19 protein-coding genes, 1 pseudogene and 1 riboswitch are annotated in these 23,318 nt (G+C 57.5%); all 20 genes and pseudogenes read left to right on the forward strand.

Annotation, left to right across the window (positions count from 1 at the left end; all coding sequences use genetic code 11):
• Nucleotides 1–582, forward strand: a complete 582-nt coding sequence (locus ACLL9E_RS04710; RefSeq protein ID WP_411290585.1) for a hypothetical protein — start codon at nt 1–3, stop codon at nt 580–582.
• Entirely contained in the window at nt 583–2,319 is a 1,737-nt protein-coding gene (locus ACLL9E_RS04715) for a peptidoglycan D,D-transpeptidase FtsI family protein (RefSeq protein ID WP_411290586.1), read from the forward strand. It begins immediately after the preceding gene.
• Nucleotides 2,319–3,746: a UDP-N-acetylmuramoyl-L-alanyl-D-glutamate--2,6-diaminopimelate ligase gene (locus tag ACLL9E_RS04720; RefSeq protein ID WP_411290587.1), complete on the forward strand. Its 1,428-nt coding sequence runs from the start codon at nt 2,319–2,321 to the stop codon at nt 3,744–3,746. Before ACLL9E_RS04715 ends, ACLL9E_RS04720 begins: the two co-directional genes overlap by 1 nt.
• Nucleotides 3,743–5,131: a UDP-N-acetylmuramoyl-tripeptide--D-alanyl-D-alanine ligase gene (locus ACLL9E_RS04725; RefSeq protein WP_411290588.1), complete on the forward strand. Its 1,389-nt coding sequence runs from the start codon at nt 3,743–3,745 to the stop codon at nt 5,129–5,131. Before ACLL9E_RS04720 ends, ACLL9E_RS04725 begins: the two co-directional genes overlap by 4 nt.
• Entirely contained in the window at nt 5,131–6,201 is a 1,071-nt protein-coding gene (mraY, locus tag ACLL9E_RS04730; RefSeq protein WP_411290589.1) for a phospho-N-acetylmuramoyl-pentapeptide-transferase, read from the forward strand. The genes ACLL9E_RS04725 and mraY overlap by 1 nt, the downstream gene beginning before the upstream one ends.
• Entirely contained in the window at nt 6,198–7,487 is a 1,290-nt protein-coding gene (gene murD / locus ACLL9E_RS04735) for a UDP-N-acetylmuramoyl-L-alanine--D-glutamate ligase (protein ID WP_411290590.1), read from the forward strand. The genes mraY and murD overlap by 4 nt, the downstream gene beginning before the upstream one ends.
• Nucleotides 7,484–8,704 (forward strand): FtsW/RodA/SpoVE family cell cycle protein, encoded by a 1,221-nt coding sequence (locus ACLL9E_RS04740; protein WP_411290591.1) that lies wholly within the window; start codon nt 7,484–7,486, stop codon nt 8,702–8,704. The genes murD and ACLL9E_RS04740 overlap by 4 nt, the downstream gene beginning before the upstream one ends.
• Nucleotides 8,701–9,882 (forward strand): undecaprenyldiphospho-muramoylpentapeptide beta-N-acetylglucosaminyltransferase, encoded by a 1,182-nt coding sequence (gene murG / locus ACLL9E_RS04745; RefSeq protein WP_411290592.1) that lies wholly within the window; start codon nt 8,701–8,703, stop codon nt 9,880–9,882. Before ACLL9E_RS04740 ends, murG begins: the two co-directional genes overlap by 4 nt.
• Complete coding sequence (gene murC / locus ACLL9E_RS04750; RefSeq protein ID WP_411290593.1) at nt 9,879–11,285, forward strand: UDP-N-acetylmuramate--L-alanine ligase; 1,407 nt, start codon at nt 9,879–9,881, stop codon at nt 11,283–11,285. Before murG ends, murC begins: the two co-directional genes overlap by 4 nt.
• Entirely contained in the window at nt 11,282–12,178 is an 897-nt protein-coding gene (gene murB, locus ACLL9E_RS04755; RefSeq protein ID WP_411290594.1) for a UDP-N-acetylmuramate dehydrogenase, read from the forward strand. Before murC ends, murB begins: the two co-directional genes overlap by 4 nt.
• Entirely contained in the window at nt 12,175–13,098 is a 924-nt protein-coding gene (locus tag ACLL9E_RS04760; protein WP_411290595.1) for a D-alanine--D-alanine ligase, read from the forward strand. The genes murB and ACLL9E_RS04760 overlap by 4 nt, the downstream gene beginning before the upstream one ends.
• A complete protein-coding gene (locus tag ACLL9E_RS04765) occupies nt 13,098–14,012 on the forward strand; it encodes a cell division protein FtsQ/DivIB (protein WP_411290596.1) in 915 nt (304 codons plus the stop codon). Before ACLL9E_RS04760 ends, ACLL9E_RS04765 begins: the two co-directional genes overlap by 1 nt.
• Complete coding sequence (gene ftsA, locus ACLL9E_RS04770; protein WP_411290597.1) at nt 14,009–15,274, forward strand: cell division protein FtsA; 1,266 nt, start codon at nt 14,009–14,011, stop codon at nt 15,272–15,274. The genes ACLL9E_RS04765 and ftsA overlap by 4 nt, the downstream gene beginning before the upstream one ends.
• 104 nt (nt 15,275–15,378) lie before the next feature.
• Entirely contained in the window at nt 15,379–16,887 is a 1,509-nt protein-coding gene (gene ftsZ / locus ACLL9E_RS04775; RefSeq protein ID WP_411290598.1) for a cell division protein FtsZ, read from the forward strand.
• A 112-nt stretch (nt 16,888–16,999) separates the two neighbouring features.
• The gene (locus tag ACLL9E_RS04780; RefSeq protein WP_411290599.1) at nt 17,000–18,919 is read left to right on the forward strand and encodes a hypothetical protein; all 1,920 of its coding nucleotides are present in this window, start codon (nt 17,000–17,002) and stop codon (nt 18,917–18,919) included.
• A gap of 39 nt (nt 18,920–18,958) precedes the next feature.
• Nucleotides 18,959–20,110: a deoxyguanosinetriphosphate triphosphohydrolase gene (locus ACLL9E_RS04785; protein WP_411290600.1), complete on the forward strand. Its 1,152-nt coding sequence runs from the start codon at nt 18,959–18,961 to the stop codon at nt 20,108–20,110.
• On the forward strand, nt 20,107–20,763 hold the full coding sequence (locus ACLL9E_RS04790) for an NAD-dependent epimerase/dehydratase family protein (RefSeq protein WP_411290601.1): 657 nt from the start codon (nt 20,107–20,109) through the stop codon (nt 20,761–20,763). The genes ACLL9E_RS04785 and ACLL9E_RS04790 overlap by 4 nt, the downstream gene beginning before the upstream one ends.
• Before the next feature lie 34 nt (nt 20,764–20,797).
• A riboswitch (glycine riboswitch) is annotated at nt 20,798–20,886 on the forward strand.
• A 181-nt stretch (nt 20,887–21,067) separates the two neighbouring features.
• Nucleotides 21,068–22,213, forward strand: coding sequence for a glycine cleavage system aminomethyltransferase GcvT (gcvT, locus tag ACLL9E_RS04795; protein WP_411290602.1), 1,146 nt, complete (start codon nt 21,068–21,070; stop codon nt 22,211–22,213).
• The gene (gcvH, locus tag ACLL9E_RS04800; protein ID WP_411290603.1) at nt 22,210–22,581 is read left to right on the forward strand and encodes a glycine cleavage system protein GcvH; all 372 of its coding nucleotides are present in this window, start codon (nt 22,210–22,212) and stop codon (nt 22,579–22,581) included. The genes gcvT and gcvH overlap by 4 nt, the downstream gene beginning before the upstream one ends.
• 36 nt (nt 22,582–22,617) lie before the next feature.
• Nucleotides 22,618–23,318 (forward strand): annotated as a pseudogene (locus ACLL9E_RS04805) (glycine dehydrogenase); the annotation flags it as partial.

Here is a 23,318-nt window from a genome sequence, read left to right on the forward strand (position 1 = left end):
ATGAAACGACTAAAAAATCTGGGCTGGCTCGCGCTGGTGTTCATGGTCGCGATCCTGCTGTACCCGTTGTCCTTGAATGTTGCCGCGATGCACAGTGACCTTAAGTCGGTAGACAATGAGATATTGGAAACGAAGCGCGAAATCAGCTTTCTTCAGGCTGAAATCCGCACGCGTGCCAGCCTTCAGCAGCTTGAGGAGTGGAACGAGCTTCTATACGGCTATCAACCACCGACGGCAGAGCAATTCGTCAGTGGCGACGCTGCGTTGGCTGCGCTCACAGGCGATCTGCCGGATACAAAGCCAGTGATGATGGCATCGGCTGATATTGACGCGTCGCCAAGCGCGAACCAAGCCAATCCGGAACCAACAATTGATTCTGTTGTCAAACGGTCCACCGAAATTGCCACGGCAGTTGCGACCCCGATCTTTGCTAATCCTGCTAAGCAAAATATCCCTACACCTGCTGCACCAAGGGTTGAACAGACTCGGACAGAGCGGCTAGCGCGTATGGATGAAAAACTTTTGTCAGACGACCTCTTGCGAGACATATCGGCTAAGGCCGCCAACGAACGCCGTAATTAAATGATCCCCCAGGTCGCGCGCACGACAACCCGGAAAAGCGGTATTAATCCGCCTCCTTTTGCGGCGCATAGTTTTTGGCGGCTGCTTGTCCTGATGCTGGCGTTCGGCATGTTTGTAATGCTGCTCATCGGGCGGCTCGCAACATTGGCTTTGTTTGAAAGCTCGCGTGCTTATGGTGCGACGAATACCGAATATGTGCCCGAGCGCGGCGACATTGTCGATCGCAATGGCATTCCGCTGGCACGAAGCATTTATGGTTATGCCATATGGGTAAAACCCACCGACATTTTGGGAAATCGCAAGCAACTGGCCGACCAGTTGGCGGCAATATTCCCTGATACACCAGCATCCGAATTTTATGCAAAGTTGACTGACGACAAGCCCGGCTATCTGCGCAAGCGTGCGTTGCCAGAGCAAGTGCGGCAGGTTCATAATTTGGGCGAAATCGCAATTGAATTTCCCCGCGAAGCTACACGCCTTTATCCCCAGCATGACATGGCGGCGCACGTTCTCGGCTTTGTAAACCGAGACGGCAAGGGCGCGATGGGGATGGAGCGGGTGATGAATGATTATCTGCGCGACCCCGCCAAACGCGCAGCGCCCTTGAACCTTGCCTTGGACGTGCGTGTTCAGGCTGCGCTTGAAAGCGAGCTCGCGTCGGGCATGGCAGCGACCGAAGCGAAGGGCGGGGCAGGCATCATCCTTGATGTGCAAACCGGCGAAGTCATCGCCATGGCCACGTTGCCTGCGTTTAACCCCAATCGGCCCTCCTTTGCCAACATTCCCGATGTTGGTCAGAATATCGTTGACGGCCGATACCCGATTTTGCGGCAGACCAACAATGTGACAAACCGCGTTTACGAGCTTGGTTCCACATTTAAGCCCCTGACGGTGGCCGCTGCACTGGATGCCGGCACCGTACGCGACCTGTCCGTCCGGTACGACGCGACCAAGCCGCTTCAAGTCGGCAAGTTCAGGATCCGCGATTCCCATTCCTCCGGCCGTTGGCTCAATACGCCAGAGGCGCTGATCCACAGTTCGAACATCGTCACCGCCCAGATTGCCGATAATCTTGGTGCTGCCCGGATGGATGCGATGTTGCGGACGATGCACTTTAATGGCCGTCCCGAAATCGAGCTGGCGGAAAAGTCTATGCCGCTTTATCCCAAAACCTGGGGTCGCCTGACCACCATGACTGTAGGCTTTGGGCATGGTATCGCCGTTACACCGCTACATCTGGCAAGCGCGTATGCAGCGATGGTCAATGGCGGCATCTATCGTCCCGCCACGATGTTTAAAGCCAAAACAGACGCCAAAATTCGCGGCAAACGGGTCTTTACCGCGGCAACCAGCGCACGGATGCGCCAATTAATGCGCATGATCGTCGTCGATGGAACCGGCAATCAGGCTGATGCGGCGGGATATCGGGTGGGCGGAAAAACCGGCTCTGCGGAAAAGCCCGGCGTAGGTGGATACAGCCGTCATCTGGTTGTTGCGACCTTTGCTGCCGCATTCCCGATGGACAATCCCCGTTATGTCGTGCTTGCAATGCTTGACGAGCCAAAAGGCACTGAAGCGTCGAGTTTTCAGCGGACCGCTGGCTACACGGCGGCGCCGGTCGTGCGAAAGACGATTACGCGCATCGGGCCATTGATGGGAATTATACCTGACATGAAACGCGATGTTGATGTATCTGAACTGATGCCTTTATTGTGGAAGGCGAAGGGAGAGCAATAGTGAAGCTCGGGCAACTGGTAAGTGGCGCAGACGCGGCATTTGCCGACATTATCGTGACCGGCTTTGCCATTGACCATCGGAAAATTGCGCCCGGAACGATTTTCGGCGCGTTCGAAGGCGCTGCATTTAACGGTGAGGATTTTATCGCGGCAGCAATTGAGGCAGGCGCGATCGCGATCGTTGCCCGTCCCGGGGCTGTTGTGGAGGGCGCGGTGCACATCGCGGACTTTAATCCGCGAAAGGCATTTGCCAATCTGGCAGCGAAATTCTTTCGGCCCTTTCCCGAGCATGTCGCTGCGGTCACCGGCACAAATGGCAAGACATCCACTGCCGAACTCACGCGGCAGCTTTGGCGGATGGCGGGCCATAACGCTGCCTCCATTGGTACGTTGGGTATCACGACCGCGTCTGATCAGGCCAAAACAGGTCTGACGACGCCCGACATTATCACGTTCCTTGCCAATATGTCGGGTCTTGCCCGTGAAGGCATCAGCCATGCGATCTTCGAGGCTTCAAGCCATGGCCTGTCGCAATATCGAAGCGAAGGTGTACCCGTTTCGGTCGCCGCGTTCACCAACCTGAGCCGCGACCATCTCGATTATCACGGCACGATGGAAAATTATTTCGAAGCCAAAATGCGTCTGTTCGACGAGGTGATCGATGAAAATGGCTGCGCGGTGATCTGGGCAGATGATGTCTGGTCAGATCAGGTCATTGCCCGCGCCCGCAAGCGCGAGCTGCGCCTGGTTACGGTGGGCGAAAAGGGCAAAGGTATTCAAATGTTATCGCGTGAGGCGACCCAGCTTGGCCAAACGCTTGAGTTGCGTATTCAGGGCGATGTGCACAAATTGAAACTGCCGCTGATTGGCGCATATCAGGCTGCGAATGCGCTTGTTGCGGCGGGCGTTGTCATGGCGAGCGGCGGCGAGGTGGAAAGCTTATTGTCGCATCTGGCTCGGTTGCAACCCGTCCGCGGACGGTTGGAACGTGCGGTCATCACCAGAAGCGGCGCGCCAGTCTATGTCGACTACGCACATACGCCCGACGGCCTGCGCGCAGCGATCGCAGCGCTTCGTCCGCATACCAAAGGCAAGCTCATCACCATTTTTGGCGCGGGCGGCGACCGCGACAGCGGCAAGCGCCCCGAAATGGGCGCAGTCGCTGTGGCGGACTCGGACATTGTGATTGTAACCGACGACAATCCCCGAAACGAGGATCCAGCGCTAATCCGCGCCGACGTTATGGCTGGAGCAAAAGGCGCGCACGAGATCGGTGACCGTCGCTATGCGATTGCCTTTGCGATTGAGCATGCCGAGCCCGACGATATCGTGTTGATTGCGGGCAAGGGCCATGAGCAAGGGCAGATCATCATGGGCCGCGTGCTTCCGTTTGACGATGTCGAGGTCGCAAGGGAATGCGCGGCATGACTCCCTTGTGGACCTTTGACGAACTGCTTGCGGCAACGGGCGGCACAGGATCGGGACATTTCGATGTTACAGGCGTTGCCTTTGACTCGCGCGAAATCGGAAGCGGCGACCTGTTTCTTGCGCTGAAGGGTGCCGAAACCGACGGGCATTTGTTCGTCGACAAGGCTTTTGCCAATGGTGCGGCGGGTGCCATTGTGTCGCAGCCGGTGCCATATCCACATATATTGGTGCCCGACACTATGCAGGCGCTTGAGGCGCTTGGCCATGCGTCGCGTGCACGGACCAAGGCCAAGATTATCGGCATCACTGGCTCGGCGGGCAAGACGGGAACGAAAGAAGCACTTTATGCAGCGCTTGACCGCTGCTCACGCGGCCGCGCGCACCGGTCGGTCAAAAGCTACAACAACCATGTCGGCGTGCCGTTGAGCCTCGCGCGGATGCCGGCTGATTGCGATTTCGGTGTCTTTGAGATGGGCATGAACCACGCAGGTGAAATGCGCGCGCTTAGCCATATCGTTCGGCCCGACATTGCCGTGATCACGACAATTGCCCCTGCGCATATCGAATTTTTCAAGGACGAGAGCGGCATTGCAGATGCCAAGGCGGAGATATTCGAAGGCATGGTCGAAGGCGGCACCGCGATCCTGCCCGCTGACAATGTGCATTACCCGCGGTTACGCGCGGCCGCCGAACTCTACACCAAATCGATCCTGTCTTTCGGCTTCAGCCCCGATGCCGATGTGCGCGTGGTCGACCATCTGGTGACGCCCAACAATGGTACGCTCGTAACCGCCAAGGTGTGCGATGCGATGTTGTCCTTCACCTTGTCACAGTCGGGGCAGCACTGGATTTCGAACAGCATGGCGGTACTGGCAGCGGTGCTGGCCGCAGGTGGAGATCTGGCCTCTGCGGGTCTGGCCATGGCCGAAATGGGTGGTCTAACTGGACGCGGCGCACGGCACGATTTTGCCATTGGTGACGGCACTGGGCATCTTATCGATGAAAGCTACAACGCGAACCCGGCCTCAATGGCGGCGACCATTGGTCAATTGGGCTTGTCTGGTGACCGACGGCGCATTGCCGTGCTTGGGTCCATGAAGGAATTGGGCGACAAAAGTGGGCATTATCATCGGGCACTCGCTGCGCCACTGGCCGCTGCGAAGGTCGATTTTGCGATCCTCGTCGGTAAAGAGATGGAATTTCTCGCCGAAGAGTTGAAAGCAGGGGTTGAGGGACCAGCGGAATTCGCGCATTGCGCCACCGCACAGGAGGCGCTTGCCCTTCTGCAGAATTATCTTTGCGCATCGGACACGGTTTTGGTCAAAGGTTCCAACAGTATGGGACTTTCCTCCATCGTCAGCGCGCTGACGGGTGGGAAAAACTAATGCTTTATGTCTTGGCCGAATATTTGGGATTTCCGGGCGCGTTAAACCTGATCCGCTATTTGAGCTTCCGATCGGGCGCAGCCGTCGCCACCGCCTTGGTCATTGGCCTTCTGATCGGACCGCGCTTCATCAACATGCTGCGCGTCCGACAAGGCAAGGGCCAACCCATTCGCAGCGATGGTCCGCAGTCGCATCTGGCAAAAGTCGGCACGCCAACGATGGGCGGGCTGATGATTTTGGTGTCCATCGGCATTTCAATGCTGTTGTGGATGGACCTTGCCAATGTCTACGTCTGGGCCTGTTTGTTGGTAACCGCCGGTTTCGGCACCGTCGGTTTTCTCGACGATTATGACAAGGTCAAAAAACGCAGCCACAAAGGCGTTTCTGGCAAGGTCCGCCTGCTGATGGAATTTGCGATTGCTGGCGTTGCGGTCTCGCTCATCGTCTCGCAATCAGGGGGCATGTTGTATTTGCCCTTCGTCAATGGCCCAGTGATTGACCTTGGCTGGTGGTATGTGCCGTTTGGCGCTTTTGTTATCGTGTCCTTTGGCAATGCCGTGAACCTGACCGATGGCCTAGATGGACTTGCAACGATGCCGGTCATCATTGCCTCTATCGCGTTTATGTTGATCGTCTACATGGTCGGCAATGCCAAATACGCTGAATATCTGGGTATCCCATTCTATCTTGGCGCTGGCGATCTTGCGATGCTGTGCGGAGCGATTGTTGGCGCTGGCCTTGCGTTTCTGTGGTTTAATGCGCCGCCTGCTGCCGTATTCATGGGCGACACTGGCAGCCTTGCCTTGGGCGGAACGCTCGGCGCAATTGCCGTTGTTGCGCACCATGAATTTGTCCTCGCGATCATCGGCGGGCTTTTTGTGGTCGAGGCGCTGTCGGTGATTATTCAGGTTTTCTGGTTCAAGCGGACCGGCAAACGTATTTTCCGCATGGCGCCGATCCACCATCATTTTGAACAGCTTGGCTGGTCGGAGCCGACTGTGGTCATTCGTTTCTGGATCGTGGCCTTCGTCCTCGCATTGGCCGGGCTGTCGACCCTTAAACTCAGATGATCAGCACCCCCGCCTTTAAAGACCGGAAGTTCGCAATCTTGGGACTTGCGCGCTCCGGTCTTTCAGCGGCGCATGCGCTGGTTGCGGGCGGCGCGGAGATATTGGCGTGGGACAATGACGAAGGCGCGCGCGCAAAAGTTGCCGATATTGCAACCATAGCCGATCCGCTGCTTACCGATTTGTCGGGCTATGAGGCTATTGTTGTCTCGCCTGGTGTGCCGATTAACCGCCATCCTATCGCCGAAAAGGCCAAAGCCGAAGGCATTCCGCTAATTGGCGACATGGAATTGTTCGCAATGGCGCGGCCCAATCTGCCGCCGCACCGTGTGGTTGGCATCACGGGCACCAATGGCAAGTCCACCACCACCGCCTTGGTGCATCATTTGCTGAAAAGCTCGGCCTTGCCGGTGCGCATGGGCGGCAATATCGGGTTGCCCATATTGTCGCAGACACCTTTGCCAGCGGGCGGCATCTATGTGCTTGAGCTTTCGAGCTACCAGATTGATATCACCCACACGCTCGCTTGCGATGTTGCGACGCTTATCAACCTGTCGCCAGACCATCTTGATCGTTATGATGGCTATGACGGCTATATGGCGTCCAAGGCCCGCTTATTTGCCATGCAAAACGGCATGGAATACTCGGTCTTTGGCAAGGGCGATTCTGATACGCAGCGAGTCTACCGAGAAGTGCTGGCGCGGCGCGGGCCGGAATTTGTGCATCTGGCTGATCCGATGATGGTACATGGTCAGGCGGACTGGCCTGCGTTGCAAGGGCCGCATAATTTACAGAATATTGCAGTCGCGATTGCCATAGTGGAGTCGCTTGGTGTGAGCGAGGCGCAATGGCGTCCCGCGATGCGAAGCTTCAAAGGTCTTCCCCATCGGATGGAAGTGGTCGCGGAGCGGAACGGCGTGTTGTTCATCAACGACAGCAAGGCAACGAATGCCGCTTCCACGGCGCCTGCATTGGCGGCCTATCCGCGCGTGCACTGGATCGTTGGCGGCCTGCCCAAGACCGACAATCTCGACGAATGCGTCCCCAATTTCGGCCATGTTGTGAAAGCGTATACGATTGGCGAGGCAGGGCCGTTGTTTCACGAACTGCTGTCACCTTATATGCCCGTTGAACGCAGCGAGATGATGGGGGCTGCGGTGCATTCTGCAGCGGCGCAGGCGCAGCCTGGCGATGTCATCATGCTGTCGCCGGCCTGCGCATCGTTTGACCAGTTCAAGGATTTCGAGGCGCGCGGTGATGCTTTTCGCGCCATTGTGGAAGCGTTATGAGCGACCGTAAGGAAGTTCCCTGGGTATTGGCGGCAAAGACCGGCAAGATAGGCTTTGCCAACCGGCTTGGCCGAGGTGACCGTTCGCCGCTTGGTGTCTGGTTCTGGGAACTGGACCGTGTGTTATTATCGTTGATGATGGTGCTGATCGCGATTGGTTTACTCTCGGTTGCGGCCGCATCACCTGCTGGCGCGCAACGACTGTCTTCTTCGACGACGCAGCTATCGTCGCTCTATTTCTTTTACCGACAATTGATGTGGGTGGCTGTCGGCGTGCCCATCATGCTCGTCGTCTCAATGTACCCGCGCGAACAAGCACGCCGTTTCGCGGTGTTTGGCTTTTGCGTCTTTTTCGTGCTGTTGGCGCTGGTGCCCCTCATCGGGCGCGAGGTGAACGGTTCGCAGCGTTGGATTGGTGCGGGTTTTGCCGGGCTTCAGCCATCTGAATTTCTAAAACCTTTTTTCGCGGTAACGATGGCCTGGATAATCAGCTGGCGGTTGAAAGACCCTTCATTACCTGTGCTGCTTCTGACCAGCCTGGTCACCGGGTTTGTATGCTTTTTACTGCTTATCCAACCCGATCTGGGGCAGACGATATTGTTCATGGGCACTTGGTTTGCGCTGATGATGGTGTCGGGCGTCCCTGCAAAACGGCTCTGGGGCCTCGTCATTGGCGGCGTGCTGTTCATTGTTCTGGCCTATAATTTCTATCCTGTTGCAACGCAGCGCATCGATGCGTGGATTTTTGGCACTGAAGGTCTGACCCATGACAAGATGGCGATGGCTACCTTGACCAATGGCGGTTTCATTGGGCTTGGGCCGGGTCTTGGAGTCAAGAAATATTCGCTGCCTGAGGGTCATACCGATTATATCTTTTCGGTGATTGGCGAAGAGTTCGGCCTGCTCGCCTGTATGGTGATCGCACTTTTGTATTTCGCGATTCTGGTGCGCATCATCATTCGGTTGCTGGATGAAAAGGACCAGTTTGTGGTGCTTGCCGTAACCGGACTTGGCGCTCAATTTTGCGGTCAGGCAATGATCAACATCGCCGTTAATCTCGGCGTATTCCCGTCAAAGGGCATGACTTTGCCCTTCATTAGCTATGGCGGATCGTCCATATTGGCGCTCTCGATGACCTGCGGCCTGATACTGGCGCTGACGAAGCGGAACCCTTATCTTGACCGGTCGCTGTATATGGTGAAGGGACAACGGCCATGACCATTTCTCGGCATTATGTGTTGGCCGCTGGCGGAACTGGGGGACATCTGATCCCGGCCTTTGCGCTTGGGCAGGAGTTGTTGCACCGCGGGCATCATGTCGCCCTGATCACCGACGCGCGTGGTGCGAAAATTCCGGGCTGCCCTGACAAGATGGCAACGCATATGCTGCCCGCTGGCCGTATCACCAAAAATCCTGCGAGCTGGCTGCCGGGGGTTAAGGCTATAGCCGAAGGACGGAGTATGGCGCGCCGTCTTTATGAAAGTTTTGAGCCCAGCGCAGTGGTTGGGTTTGGCGGCTATCCGGCTTTCCCAGCGCTGCTGGGTGCATTTGCCGAGAATATCCCGGCGATAATCCATGAACAAAACGCCGTGCTTGGCCGCGTGAATCGCTTCACCGCGCGTCAGGTCAACGCAATCGCCACCGCCTATCCCGAAGTTCTCCGGCTTTCGCCGCGATATGCGGGCAAGGTACACTTGGTGGGCAATCCAGTACGCGAAGAAGTGCTCGCGTTACGCGATGAACCCTATCCCCCGCTTTTGGCGGATGGGATCTTCCGCGTGCTTGTGACCGGCGGAAGCCAGGGCGCGACGGTGCTTTCCGACGTGGTGCCCGACGGCCTGTCTTTGTTGCCGCTCAATTTGCGGCGGCGGTTGCAGGTAACGCAGCAGTGCCGCGCCGAAGACATTGACAACGTGCGGCAGGCTTATGCGATGCATGACATTCCGGCAGAACTTGCCACCTATTTGCCCGATTTGCCCGAGCGGTTGGGCTGGACTCACCTCGTGATCGCGCGGGCAGGGGCGTCGACGATATCCGAACTTACCTGCGCGGGACGGCCAGCGATATTGGTTCCGCTGCCAAGCGCAACCGACGATCATCAAAGCTATAATGTGAAGGAAATGGTGCACGCAGGGGGGGCGCGCGCGATAGCGCAGCCAGCGTTCACTGCCGTCGAACTGGCAAAGCAGATCCAGAAAATCGCGCTCGAACCAGGCGCCCTTGAAAATGCGGCAAAAGCGGCGAAAAACTGTGGCAGGCCGAATGCGGTGATGGACCTTGCCGACCTCGTTGAATCGTTTGGCCGCGCGCCCATCATGCACGGCATAAAGGCGACACCTGACCACATGGGCGCATTTAGTCCGTCGCCCGCCTTGGCCCGAAAGTATGCATTATGAGGGGCGTTCCTACCGATATCGGTATCGTGCATTTTGTCGGCATTGGCGGCATCGGTATGTCGGGCATTGCAGAGGTGATGCACAATCTGGGCTATCAGGTGCAGGGTAGCGACATCGCCGATAGCTATGTCATCGACGGTCTGCGCAGCCGCGGTATCAAGGTCATGATTGGCCACAGCGCCGACAATCTGGGCGATGCGGCAGTCGTTGTAACATCAACTGCGGTTAAAAAGGGCAACCCCGAACGCGACGCTGCGCTGGAACGGCGCATCCCTTTGGTGCGCCGCGCGGAAATGCTTGCCGAGCTGATGCGGCTGAAAAATACCGTGGCCGTGGCAGGCACGCATGGCAAGACCACGACGACGTCGCTGATTGCTGCAATGCTCGATCATGGCGGCATTGATCCTACGGTCATCAATGGCGGCATCATCAACAGCTATGGTTCTAACGCGCGTCTGGGTGCCAGCGACTGGATGGTGGTTGAGGCCGATGAGAGCGATGGTAGCTTTCTTCGTCTCGACGGCACGCTTGCGGTCGTCACCAATATCGACCCTGAACATCTCGACCATTATGGCGACTTTGACGCGATCAAAAATGCCTTTGTCGAATTTGTCGAAAATGTGCCTTTTTACGGTGCGGCGATCATGTGTCTTGATCACCCCGAAGTGCAGGCAATTTTGCCCAAGATCCGCGACCGCCGGATTATCACTTATGGCTTTTCGGCGCAGGCGGATATCCGCGGCGAGAATGTCACCCCGCATCCCGGCGGCAACCGCTTCGACGTCGTTGTTCGCGCACGCGATGGATCGCAGCGCACGATAGAAGGCGTTCAGCTTCCGATGCCGGGTCGGCACAATGTGCAAAACGCGCTTGCCGCGATTGCCGTCGGCCTCGAAATGGGCATGAGTGACAAAGCCGTTGCCCACGGCTTTGACAAATTTGGTGGCGTCAAACGCCGCTTCACGAAGGTTGGCGACGTAGACGGCGTCACAATCATCGACGACTATGGCCACCATCCCGTCGAAATCCGCGCTGTGCTCTCCGCCGCCCGCGAAGGTGCGCAGGGCCGAGTCATTGCCGTGGCGCAGCCGCATCGCTTCACCAGGTTGCGTGACCACATGGACGATTTCCAGCAAGCATTTAACGATGCCGACATGGTGTTCATCTCGCCGGTTTATGCGGCTGGTGAAGCGCCGATTGACGCTATTGACGCCGACGCGCTTGTACATGGGATTAAGGCGCGGGGTCATCGTTCGGCCGCGACCGTGACCGATGCCAGTGACCTGGCCCACAAGCTAGCTGATATCGTGCAAGATCACGATGTTGTCGTGTGCCTTGGCGCTGGTGACATCACCAAATGGGCCGCTGGTCTTGCCGATGCCATTCAGGCGGCGCGTGCATGACGACGCAAGTTCTGCCGCATGTTCAAGGACGGCTGACCCACGACGCGCCGCTCGCGCCGCTGGTTTGGTTCAAGTCAGGTGGCTGCGCGGAGTATCTGTTTGAGCCGAAGGACGTTGCAGATTTGCAAGGGTTTTTGCGCGAACTTGATCCGGCGACACCCGTGATGGCGCTTGGTTTGGGGTCGAACCTGATTGTCCGCGATGGCGGCGTCAAGGGCGTGGTTGTTCGCTTAGGCAAGGCGTTTGCCAAGGTCAGTTGCACCGACGCAGTGACATTGGACTGCGGCGGAGGGGCGTCGGGCATATTGGTTTCGTCCACAGCACGCGACAACGGCATAACGGGCCTTGAATTTCTGCGGTCAATCCCAGGCACCGTCGGCGGTTTTGTTCGCATGAACGGCGGCGCTTATGGCGGCGAAGTAAAAGATATCCTGCGCGACTGCGACGTGGTGTTGCGCGACGGGACACTTGCGACCTTGCCTGTCGAGGACCTGCATTACAGCTACCGCCATTCCGAATTGCCCGATGGCGCAATTGTCGTCGCTGCGCGATTTCGGGGATGCCCCGGCGCAGCCGAAGCCATTCAGGCCGAGATGGACCGCATCAGCGCGTCGCGTGAAGCATCGCAGCCATTGCGTTCGAAAACTGGCGGATCGACCTTTAAAAATCCCGACGGACACAAGGCGTGGCAGTTGGTTGATGCTGCGGGTTGCCGTGGATTGCAGATCGGCGGTGCGCAGGTATCCGAGAAACACACAAATTTCCTCATCAATACAGGCGACGCCACAAGCTCAGACATCGAAGCGCTTGGCGAAGAGGTGCGCCGCCGCGTAAAGGCGCATTCCGGAGTCGAACTCATATGGGAAATTCAGCGCGTGGGTGAGACAAAGTGAGCAAGAATATCCACGTCGCTGTCCTGATGGGCGGCTGGTCCAACGAGCGGCCGGTGTCGTTGATGAGCGGCAATGGAGTCGCCGACGCGCTTGAGAAAGTCGGCTATACCGTCAGCCGAGTCGATATGGACCGGAATGTTGCTCAGGTCCTCACCGGGCTTCGCCCTGACGTCGTATTTAACGCCTTGCACGGCGTCCCCGGCGAAGATGGCTCGGTGCAGGGTATGTTGGACCTGATGGGCATCCCGTACACCCATAGCGGCATGGTCACGTCGGTCATCGCGATTGACAAGGAACTGACCAAGCAACGCCTTGTACCCGCTGGTATCCCGATGCCCAAAGGCACGATGGTCGACAGCGAGAGCCTGTATGCAGCCGACCCGCTGCCGCGACCTTATGTATTAAAACCGGTCAATGAAGGTAGTTCGGTTGGTGTGGCGATTGTCACCGACGACAGCAATTATGGCAACCCAATTGCCCGCGATGCCAAGGGTCCGTGGCAGGAATTTGACCGTTTGCTCGCCGAACCCTTTATCAAGGGCCGCGAGTTGACCGTCGCGGTTCTGGGCGACAAATCATTGTGCGTCACCGAGTTAAAACCCAAAAGCGGCTTTTACGACTTTGACGCAAAATATACCGACGGGCTGACCGAGCATATCTGTCCTGCCCAAATTCCCGGTGACATCGCGCAATATATGCTCGACACGGCACTCAGCGCGCACCAACTGCTTGGCTGCAAGGGCGCGTCGCGTACCGATTTCCGTTGGGATGACGAAGCGGGAATGGATGGCATTTTTGTTCTGGAAACCAATACGCAGCCCGGCATGACACCGCTCAGTCTTGTACCCGAACAGGCGCGCCATGTCGGCATCAGCTATGAACAGCTTGTCGATATGATCGTCAAAGAGGCGCTCGCATAATGGCCACAGCAACGCGCAAACCGACGGCCAAACGTAAGGCTGCCGCACCCAGTCCGCGCCAGAAAGTGCGCCAGATTTCGTGGGTCGACAAATTGATGCGGACGCTGCCATTTTCTGAAGAGGAAGTGCAGCGCGTTATAACGTGGGTATTTTTGGCTGCGCTCACGGTGCTTGCTTTTGCTGCCGCGCAATATGCAGGACTTACGGCGACAGCATATCAGCAATATGCCGCGCTCGCAGCCAAGGCAGGATTTCAGGTGCAGCGCGTCGAAGTCACGGGCATGGAGCGTGTAGACCAGTTGAAGGTATATCAGTTGGTGTTGGCTGAAAAAGACCGCGCCATGCCGCTGGTCGATATTGAAAAGGTGCGAAACGACCTTCTGCAATATGGCTGGATTAAGGACGCCCGCGTTGCGCGCAGATTGCCCGATACGCTTGCGGTGGAGATCATCGAGCGCAAGCCAACCGCCATTTGGCAACGCGATGGCAAATATTCGCTCATCGATGCCGACGGCATCGTGCTGGCAAATGTCAGACCGGGCGAGGGCGGTGATTTGCCCACGCTCAATGGCAATGACGCCAACCGGCAAACAATCGCACTGAACGCGTTGCTTGATCAGGCATCGGCATTAAAGGCGCAGGTTTCGGGCGCAACCTGGGTCGGAAACCGGCGATGGGACTTGCAGTTCCAGACCGGAGAGACGCTTGCCTTGCCCGAAGGGGAGGCTGCAGCAGCCAAGGCGTTGCTCAATTTTGCGCGCATGGACGGTGTCCACCGTTTGCTTGGCCGCGATCTCATCCATTTTGACTTGCGCGATCCCGACCGTGCCTATTTCCGCAAGGCCCCCAAGACGGAGCCAGCGAAGGTTGAAACGAACGAGATCAGCTCGAAAAATAATGGACAAACGGCATGAAGGCAGCCCGCGTAGAAAAGCTGATTTCGGCAATCGATATCGGCTCGTCCAAAGTGTCCGCCCTGATTGCTGGACAGACCGACAGCGGAGAATTGCTCGTATTGGGCACTGGCCAGCGCGAAAGCCGCGGCGTGACGCGCGGTTGCATCGCCGATGTCGAACAGGCCGAGCTGTCGGTCCGCCATGCGGTTGAGCAAGCCGAGCGTATCGCCGGGCTGAACATTGACCGCGTCTGGGTTGGCATGTCGGCAGGTGGCCTTGACAGCATGTTGGCGCCAGTGGAAATCGAATTGGGCGGTGATCGTATCACGCAGGAAGACGTCGACGAACTGTTGCAGGCCGGACGCGCTAATATTCAAACCGGCGGTAAAATGGCGCTGCATATACAGCCGACATTATATGCGCTGGACGGGGTTGGCGGGGTCGCCAATCCGGTCGGGCTTCATGCTGATCGCCTGGGCGTGGATGTCCATGTTGTCCTTGCCGACCAGTCGCCTGTCCGGAATATGGATATGGCGGTGCGGGCTGCGCATCTGGACGTCGAATCGCTTGTCGTCGGGCCCGTTGCCACCGGGCTTGCGTGCCTGACCTCGGAAGAGCGCGAATTGGGCGTTGCGCTTGTCGAATTCGGCGCTGCCATCACCAACGTGTCGGTATTTATCGGCGGAATGCTGGTTGGACTTGAGACGATCCAGAAAGGCGCATCGGACATAACCGATGACATTGCGTCAACCTTTGGCATCCGCCGGGCGCAGGCAGAACGGCTGAAATGCTTTCACGGATCGGCATTGACCAGCCCGCGCGATCATCAGGAAGTGCTCGACATCGGCCCTGATGAAAACGGCAATGAACCAAGCAACCAGGCACCGCGCATTACCAAAGCGCAGTTGAATGCTGTAGTGTGCCAGCGCGTCGATGGCATCGTCACGGACATTGCGCAAGCATTGAAATCGCTCGGCTTTTCTGGCCCGTCAGGCCATCAGGTTGTGCTGACCGGTGGCGGCGCGGAGCTCAAGGGCGTGGCCGAGCATATGCAAAGTGCACTTGGACGGACCGTCCGGATCGGGCGACCGTCCGGCCTGACCAGTATTCCGGAGGCGCACTCCGGCCCTGCCTTTTCAACGCTCGTCGGTTTGATTCATTATGCCGCATCGGAACGGGTCGACCTGAAATCCGGCTATGATTTGCACGCCGAACGGATGGGCGGAACGATGCCAAGTTTGATTGAACGTATAAAACGCGCGGTTCGTGAGAATTTCTAACAGAAAACTGTGCAAAAGGGTTAATTTTTAAGTGTGCCTGTTGTGCTTTTGTGTCAAAAGCGTGAAAATTTCTAACAAGCCAGTGAGGCTAGGGGGATAAAATTATGAGCATCAATATCGGTCCACCAGTGGTTGACGAGTTGAAGCCGAAAATCGCTGTTATTGGTGTTGGTGGTGCTGGCGGTAACGCGGTTGCCAATATGATTGCTGCGAAGGTTGAAGGCGTCGATTTCGTTGTGGCCAACACCGACGCGCAGGCACTGAACGCGTCGCCTGCCGAATATCGTATTCAGCTTGGCCCTGAAATCACGCAAGGCCTAGGCGCTGGATCGCGGCCTGAGGTCGGACGTGCGGCTGCCGAAGAAACAATTGAGCAAGTGAAGTCCGCTTTGACTGGCTGCCACATGTGTTTCATCGCGGCCGGTATGGGCGGCGGAACCGGAACCGGCGCTGCACCTGTCATCGCGCAAGCTGCGCGCGAAATGAACATCTTGACCGTTGGCGTCGTGACCAAGCCATTCCTGTTTGAAGGATCGCGCCGGATGCGTTCGGCTGACTCAGGCATCACCGAGCTTCAGCAGCATGTCGACACGTTGATCGTCATTCCAAACCAGAACTTGTTCCTGGTCGCCAACCCGAACACGACCTTCAAAGAGGCTTTCCAGCTTGCGGACGAAGTGTTGCAACAGGGCGTTCGCGGCATCACTGACCTGATGGTCATGCCTGGCCTCATAAACCTCGATTTTGCCGATGTACGTTCCGTGATGCACGAAATGGGCAAGGCGATGATGGGCACGGGCGAAGCCGAAGGCGACAACCGTGCGTTGGAAGCTGCGGAAAAGGCGATTGCCAACCCGTTGCTCGACGGCGTGTCAATGCAAGGCGCAAAGGGTGTTATCGTGTCGATCACCGGCGGCGAAGATATGCGTCTGATGGAAGTCGACGAAGCCGCAAACCATATTCGCGAGCTGGTTGATCCCGATGCCAACATTATCTGGGGATCGGCATTTAACGAAAATCTGAATGGCAAAATCCGCGTTTCGGTGGTCGCGACAGGTATTGATAACGAAGGCCTCAGCCCGTCATCATCCGCACAATCGCGCACGCCATTTTCCTTTAGCCGTCCAGCCCCTAAGCCCGTTGTCACGGTGACTGCAGCGACGTCATCGTCCTTGTTTGAAAGCACGCCCGCGTCCGCAGACGAAGGGCATGTTTCGGCGGAGCCAGAGACCGATGCCGACGACGACAGCTTGGTGCTGGGAAGTGACTTTGAAGCTTCGGATGACGTGGCCGATGAAGTTGATGCGCCTGTAGCCGCTTCATCAAAGACCGAAAATGCGCCATTGAATTCGTGGGCGGGTGCAGACGCGCTCGAGCTTAACACCCCTGCGGACAGCGAGGAAAGCGCCGAGGCTCCTGCCGCTGCGCCAGTCGATGTGACTGCCGCGCCCGATCGTGCCGCACCCCGAATTCCAACTGGCGGAACATTGTTCGAGCGGATGTCAAACCTGTCACGCGGTCTTGCGCGCTCAGACGATGACGATGACAAAGGAAATGACAGCCCAAGCCCGATCAACATCCCACGTTTCCTCGATCGGCAGAACAACTCATAAGGTGCGCGCTGCGCTTAGGGTCATTTCGTCTTTTTTTGGCAACCGTTTGTCGGAGCATGGTGCAAACGCGCTTTGCGTCCGGCAGCGGGCACGCCAATAGGTGCGTATGAAGGTGATGTTGTTACGCGGCGCGAGCTTGCTTGGTGCAGTTTGCATAGCCACGGGTGCATTTGCGCAAGCCGTCGACGAAAGCGCGCTCGAGGCATTGGACAAGCGAACGCCCCAGGCGATTATTCCAACATCTGAACCGTCTGGCGCTGTTGAACTGCGCGCGGCGATGCGCCGGATTTCGTTTAACCCCTCCGATGCTGACGCTTTGGCTGATGCCGGCAATGCCTCTTTGGCGCTTGGCGATGCGAATGCAGCGCTGAATTTCTTCACGCGCGCAAATGCGCTTCGTCCGGGCAATAGCAGAATTGTATCCGGTTTGGCCGTTGCAACCGTGCGCACTGAAAATCCATTCGAGGCGCTTCGCCTGTTTGATGATGCCATTCGGCTTGGTGCAAACGAGCGTTCAATAGCGGTTGATCGCGCGCTTGCCTTCGATTTATTAGGTAATTTTGGCCGCGCGCAGCAGGACTATAAGCTTGCACGGACAGCGTCGACGTCCGACGATTTGGTCATCCGACAGTCGGTTTCTTTGTCGCTTGCCGGGCAAAAGGAAGCGGCGGATGCCATGCTCGTTCCATTGCTTCAGCGAAACAGTGCGGTTGCATGGCGCGCGCGTGCATTCATGCTGGCAGCCCGGGGTGAGCTTCGCGAATCCACCAAGGTGGCGCAAGGTTTCATGGATGCGGCGTCGGCGCAGCGTATTGAGCGTTTTTTCCGGCTTATGCCGAGCCTTACGGGCGCGCAGCAAGCGGCTGCGATTCATTTGGGGCATTTCCCCACAAGCCAGTCGGTCGGTCGTGATAGCGAACAGGTACGCCGCGTCGCTGCGACGCTTCCGCAGACAGCGCTTCCGCCTAATGAAAACAGGCTGATTCCTGCCGGTGATCCGCTTGGGCCAAAAAAGGCCAAGGCACGCGACACGAAAATAGCACAGCGGGCTAACCCGACGCGCGACCGAAGGGCGCAGGAGCGCGCCGAAGTTCAGGCCGCCGCCGCCAATATCCCTGAATCGCTGAGGCTGCCGAAGACCGACACCGCTAGGCTCGGGACCGCCGGCGCACGCGCGAAGGTCGAAGAGGCGCAATCGGCGCGGATTACGAATGTCAGCAGCAATGCATTGCCACCGCCCGAATCGGCCCGGCCGCTTGTCGGCGCCGCTATGTCCCGCCCGATTACCTCGCCGTCGCCTTCGACTGCGTCGACTGCCGCGCTCCTTCCGCAGGTTGTTACACAACGTGCACAGACGACGAATTTACCCGCCTCGGTACCGCCTGCCGCGTCATCAGCGGTCCCCAAGATTGTGAACAGCGTATCGGGCGTGCGCGAAGCGTCGGCGGCACAAGTAGGTCCGCTAATGGCTACTACTGTATCTCCAATATCGCCACCGCCGACGGTTCCGGTCGCGACCCCTGCTGTTATTACTACGCCGGTGCCGGCCGTAGTTCCGGTGGCGTCATCCAGCTTCGATCTTGGCGCAATTGTAAGCGCGATAAAAATTCCCGAAAGCGAACAAAAATCGTCGCAAGTAGCCGTTGACCTTAAAAAATTGAAACCCGCCGTGCCCAAGGCTACCGCTGCCGCAGCCGCGACGGTTAAGGCACCAAAAATTGATCCAAAGGTCGCGGCCAAGGCGAAGGCCGAAAAGGATCATCCGGCACGTTACTGGGTCCAAATCGCTGCGGGCAACGCGGACGCGCTAGGTTTTGACTATCGCAAATTCAGCAAGAAATATCCCGAGCTTTTCAAGGGCCGCAATCCATTCACGTCGGAATGGGGCAAGACGGACCGGCTTTTGGTCGGACCCTTTGCTGACCAGAAGGCAGCAAAGAAATGGGAAATCGACTACAAGAAAGCTGGTGGTGACAGTTTCATGTGGAAGAGCGAGATAGCCGTTCCTGTTAATCCGTTGAAAACAAAATAGCTGCTTCCCGTAGGCACTGCTTGACGGCATAAGCGCGCGATGTCGCAACTGGCTCCTTATGCATCGCACCCCGACCGCAGCCGCGGCAGGCTGCACCCTGAACCCCATCGAGAAATGCGCGGACCACGCGATATTTTCCAGCGTGACCGCGACCGCATTATTCACTCGATCGCATTCCGCCGCTTGCGCCACAAAACGCAGGTTTTTATCTCGCCCGATGGCGACCATTACCGGGTGCGCCTCACCCATAGCCTTGAGGTTGCACAGATTGGCCGGACCATTGCGCGCGCGCTTGGGTTGAACGAGGACTTGACCGAGGCTCTGTGCCTGGCGCACGATATCGGACATCCGCCCTTTGGCCATGCGGGAGAGGATGCGCTTGAGGAGGCGATGCGGCCCTTTGGTGGCTTCGATCATAACGCACAGACGCTGCGCACGCTCACTCAGCTTGAGTCGCCTTATCCTTTATGGTCAGGTTTGAACCTGAGTTGGGAATTGCTTGAAGGTCTTGCCAAGCATAATGGGCCAGTCGCCAAGCCGGGTTGGGCACTGGCTGAGGTAAATGCTGGCTTTGACTTGAACCTTACATGCTGGCCTTCGCTGGAGGCCCAGATTGCCGCAATCAGCGATGACATTGCGTATGATAATCACGACATTGACGATGGGATCAGGGCAGGGTTGCTCGACATCGACCAACTGCTCGAATTGCCCTTCGTGGCGGAGCGTTGGGAGGCGATATTGTCACGCTATCCAGACGTGCGCCGGCGGCGGCTTATCGGCGAGCTAACCCGCGAACAAATTGGCGTCATGGTTAACGACGTGATCGAATCCACGCGTGAAAGAATACATGCATTGCGAATTGCTGACGTCGACGACGTACGCAATGCTGGCGTCATGATCGGCGGATTTTCGGCTGAAATGGCCCCGCGTGAGCGCCAGTTAAAGGCGTTTATGTATGAAAATCTATATCGGCATCCCACCCAAAACGAAGCCGCGCTTGGCGCGTCGAAAATCGTGCGCGAACTGTTTGCAGCCTATCACAATGATGTAAGTTTACTGCCGACCGAATGGCGGGAGAATTTGCCTGAACATGATCCAGCGCGCAGCCGCCACATCGGGGATTTTCTAGCCGGAATGACAGACCGCTATGCCACGGACCGGCACCGCGAAATTTGCGCGCCAAAAATATGAAGCAAAAAATCGTCATTGCAGGTGGCTCGGGCTTGGTTGGTAGCCAAGTCGCCGATGTGCTGGTGCACAGCGGATTTGAAGTCCATTTGGTTTCGCGCCGCCCATCCGCAGATGTGATTCCCGATATGCACGAGCATATCGCCCCAATCACGGACTGGTCAGCGATCGTAGCAAGCATCATGCCTGCCATAGCAATTTCCTGCCTGGGGACCACAATACGAAACGCTGGATCGCGCGAAGCGTTCAGGGCCGTCGATCACGACCTCGTGCTTGCCTTCGCAGAGGCAAGCCGTGCAGCCGGAACGCAGCATTTTATCACCGTGTCGTCGGTAGGTGCAATGCCCGCCAGCGGTAGTTTCTACCTCAAAACGAAGGCGGATATGGAGCAGGGGCTTCGTAACATTGGCTTTCAACGCCTTGATATCATGCGTCCAAGCCTGCTGACAGGTGGTCGTCGCGATGAATACCGTGCTGGTGAGGCCCTGGGCATTCTATTGTCGCCGCTGATCGATCGGTTGATGATTGGACCGATGCGCAGATTTGCCTCAACTCCGTCGGACCAATTGGCAAAGGCGATCGCCATGCTCGCCAACGAGAAAAAAAGCGGTGTTTTTATCCACGAAAATGACTCTATCCGCGCGCGGGCCAGTTGACTTCGTCAACTTGTAACGCCAAGGGAAGCGTGTCGCTGACGAAGCGGGAGAGCGTCTCTTTAAGGGACCGCCGAAGGAGCAACCGCCCCGGAATCTCTCAGGCAAAAGGACCGCTTTGGCTCTTGCGACACTCTGGAAAGCGCCTGTTCCGGCTCACGCAGGAATATGCCACCGAAGGGGTAGCCTGCTAAGGTCGCAGTTTTTGGCGACGTTGGTGGATAAAGCTCTCAGGTAACCGTGACAGAGGGGGCAGCAGGCTTGGCACCATCCGGTGTCAGCCGCTGCGACTCTGGAACGGACTGATATGAGCGAAGAAGAATTCGAACTCGAACCCATCGAAATATTGGAGTTGCCGCTCGGCGCATGGCACCGCGAGTTGGGCGCACGCATGGTGGAATTCGCCGGCTATCACATGCCGATCCAATATAAAGGCATCATGGCCGAACATGTGTGGACGCGGGAAAGCGCCGGGCTGTTTGACGTCAGCCATATGGGCCAGTTGATGCTCACCGGCGACGGCGCCGCAGAGGCGCTTGAGGCGCTGGTTCCTGGCGACATCTCAGCCCTTAAAGAAGGCAAGATGCGCTACTCGCTTTTGCTCGCCGAAGATGGCGGCGTTCTTGACGACATGATGATTACCGCTGCGCCAATGGGCTTATATGTGGTCGTCAATGGCGCGGTGAAATGGGATGACATGGGCTATTTGCGCGAATATCTGCCTGATGAAATTACCATCAACCATATGGAAGACCGCGCGTTGCTAGCGCTTCAAGGTCCCAAGGCAGTCGACGCCCTGAAGCGTGTCGTACCCGGCGTTGATGCGTTATACTTTATGGAGGCGGGTTCGTTCTTCTGGGGGCCAAAGACCGACCCGGAACCCTTGTGGATTAGCCGTTCGGGTTACACTGGCGAGGATGGCTTCGAGATTTCGGTGCCCGCGACGCATGCGCAGACTTTGGCAGACCAGCTTTGCGCGCAGCCAGAGGTTAAACCTATAGGCCTTGGCGCACGAGATTCGTTGCGACTTGAGGCGGGTCTGCCGCTTTACGGCCATGACATGAGCCCCGATATAGATCCAGTTGAGGCCAATGCTGCCTTTGCCATCTCGAAACGCCGCCGCGCCGAAGGCGGGTTTGCCGGAGCGGAGCGCATCCTGAGCGCGCTCGCTAATGGCCCGGCGCGCAAGTTGGTCGGGCTTTCGGTCGAAGGCAAGATGCCTGTACGCGAAGGCGCGACAGTTTTTGCAGGAGAGGCACAGGTTGGCGTCATAACCTCGGGCGGATTTGCTCCAAGTGTCGGCGCACCCATCGCCGTGGGCTATGTCGCGGCTGGTCACAACGCCAGCGGCACCCCGCTTGAGGCCGAAGTGCGCGGGAAGCGCGTGTCGCTCAAGGTCGCAGATTTACCCTTCGTCCCACATCATTATCACCGCAAAGGAGCCACCATATGACCCGTTATTTCACTGAAGATCACGAGTGGATTGAAGTCGACGGCGACAGCGCGACGGTTGGCATCACCAATTTTGCGCAAGAACAGTTGGGCGACATCGTGTTTGCCGAAGTGCCAGCGGTCGGCGCAACTTTGAAAAAGGGCGGTGATGCCGCAGTTGTAGAATCAGTCAAGGCTGCGTCTGATGTCTATGCGCCTGTCAGCGGAACCGTAACCGAAGGGAATGGCGCTCTGGAAGGCGACCCGGCTCTCGTCAACAGCGCCCCCGAGGGCGAAGGCTGGTTTTTCAAGCTGACTTTAAGCGATACCAGCGAACTCGATAGCCTGATGGATTCCACCGCTTATCAGTCATTTGTCGACGGCCTTTAAGTTTTATAGCCCGCATGGCGGGTCATGGAGATTGAAATGCGTTATTTACCGCTAACCCCAACCGACCGGCAAACGATGCTTGGCGTCATCGGGGCCAAGTCAATTGATGATCTGTTCGTGGATGTGCCTGTGCAGGCACAACTGGACGGGCCGATCCGTGGCCTGCCGAACCATGCCAGCGAAATGGCGGTCGAGCGGCATTTTTCAAATCTGGCGCGCAAGAACATGACGGCGTCGCATAATCCCTTCTTTCTGGGCGCAGGCGCGTACAAGCATCACGTCCCGGCAAGTGTCGACCATATCATCCAGCGCGGCGAGTTCCTGACCGCCTACACGCCCTATCAGCCCGAAATCGCGCAGGGCACGTTGCAGATGCTATTCGAGTTCCAGACGCAAGTCGCCCGGCTCTACGGTTGCGATGTCGCCAACGCCTCAATGTACGACGGCTCAACCGCTTGCTGGGAAGCAATCAGCATGGCCGGGCGGATTACCAAGCGCAAAAAGGCGGTGCTGTCGTCGGGGCTTCATCCGCATTATGTCAGTGTTTGCGCAACAATGGCGCGGTTTACGGGTGACACTTTCGATAGCGCAAAGCCCGAATTGACCGCGAATACCGACAGCGAACGGTTGCTGGCCGCCATCGATGCCGAAACCAGCTGCGTCGTGCTGCAATATCCCGACATATTGGGGCGGATCGAAGACCTCTCGGCGATTGCGGCCAAGGCGCACGAGCATGG

This window comes from Sphingorhabdus sp. (assembly GCF_046596595.1).
In the GTDB taxonomy this organism is placed as follows: domain Bacteria; phylum Pseudomonadota; class Alphaproteobacteria; order Sphingomonadales; family Sphingomonadaceae; genus Sphingorhabdus_B.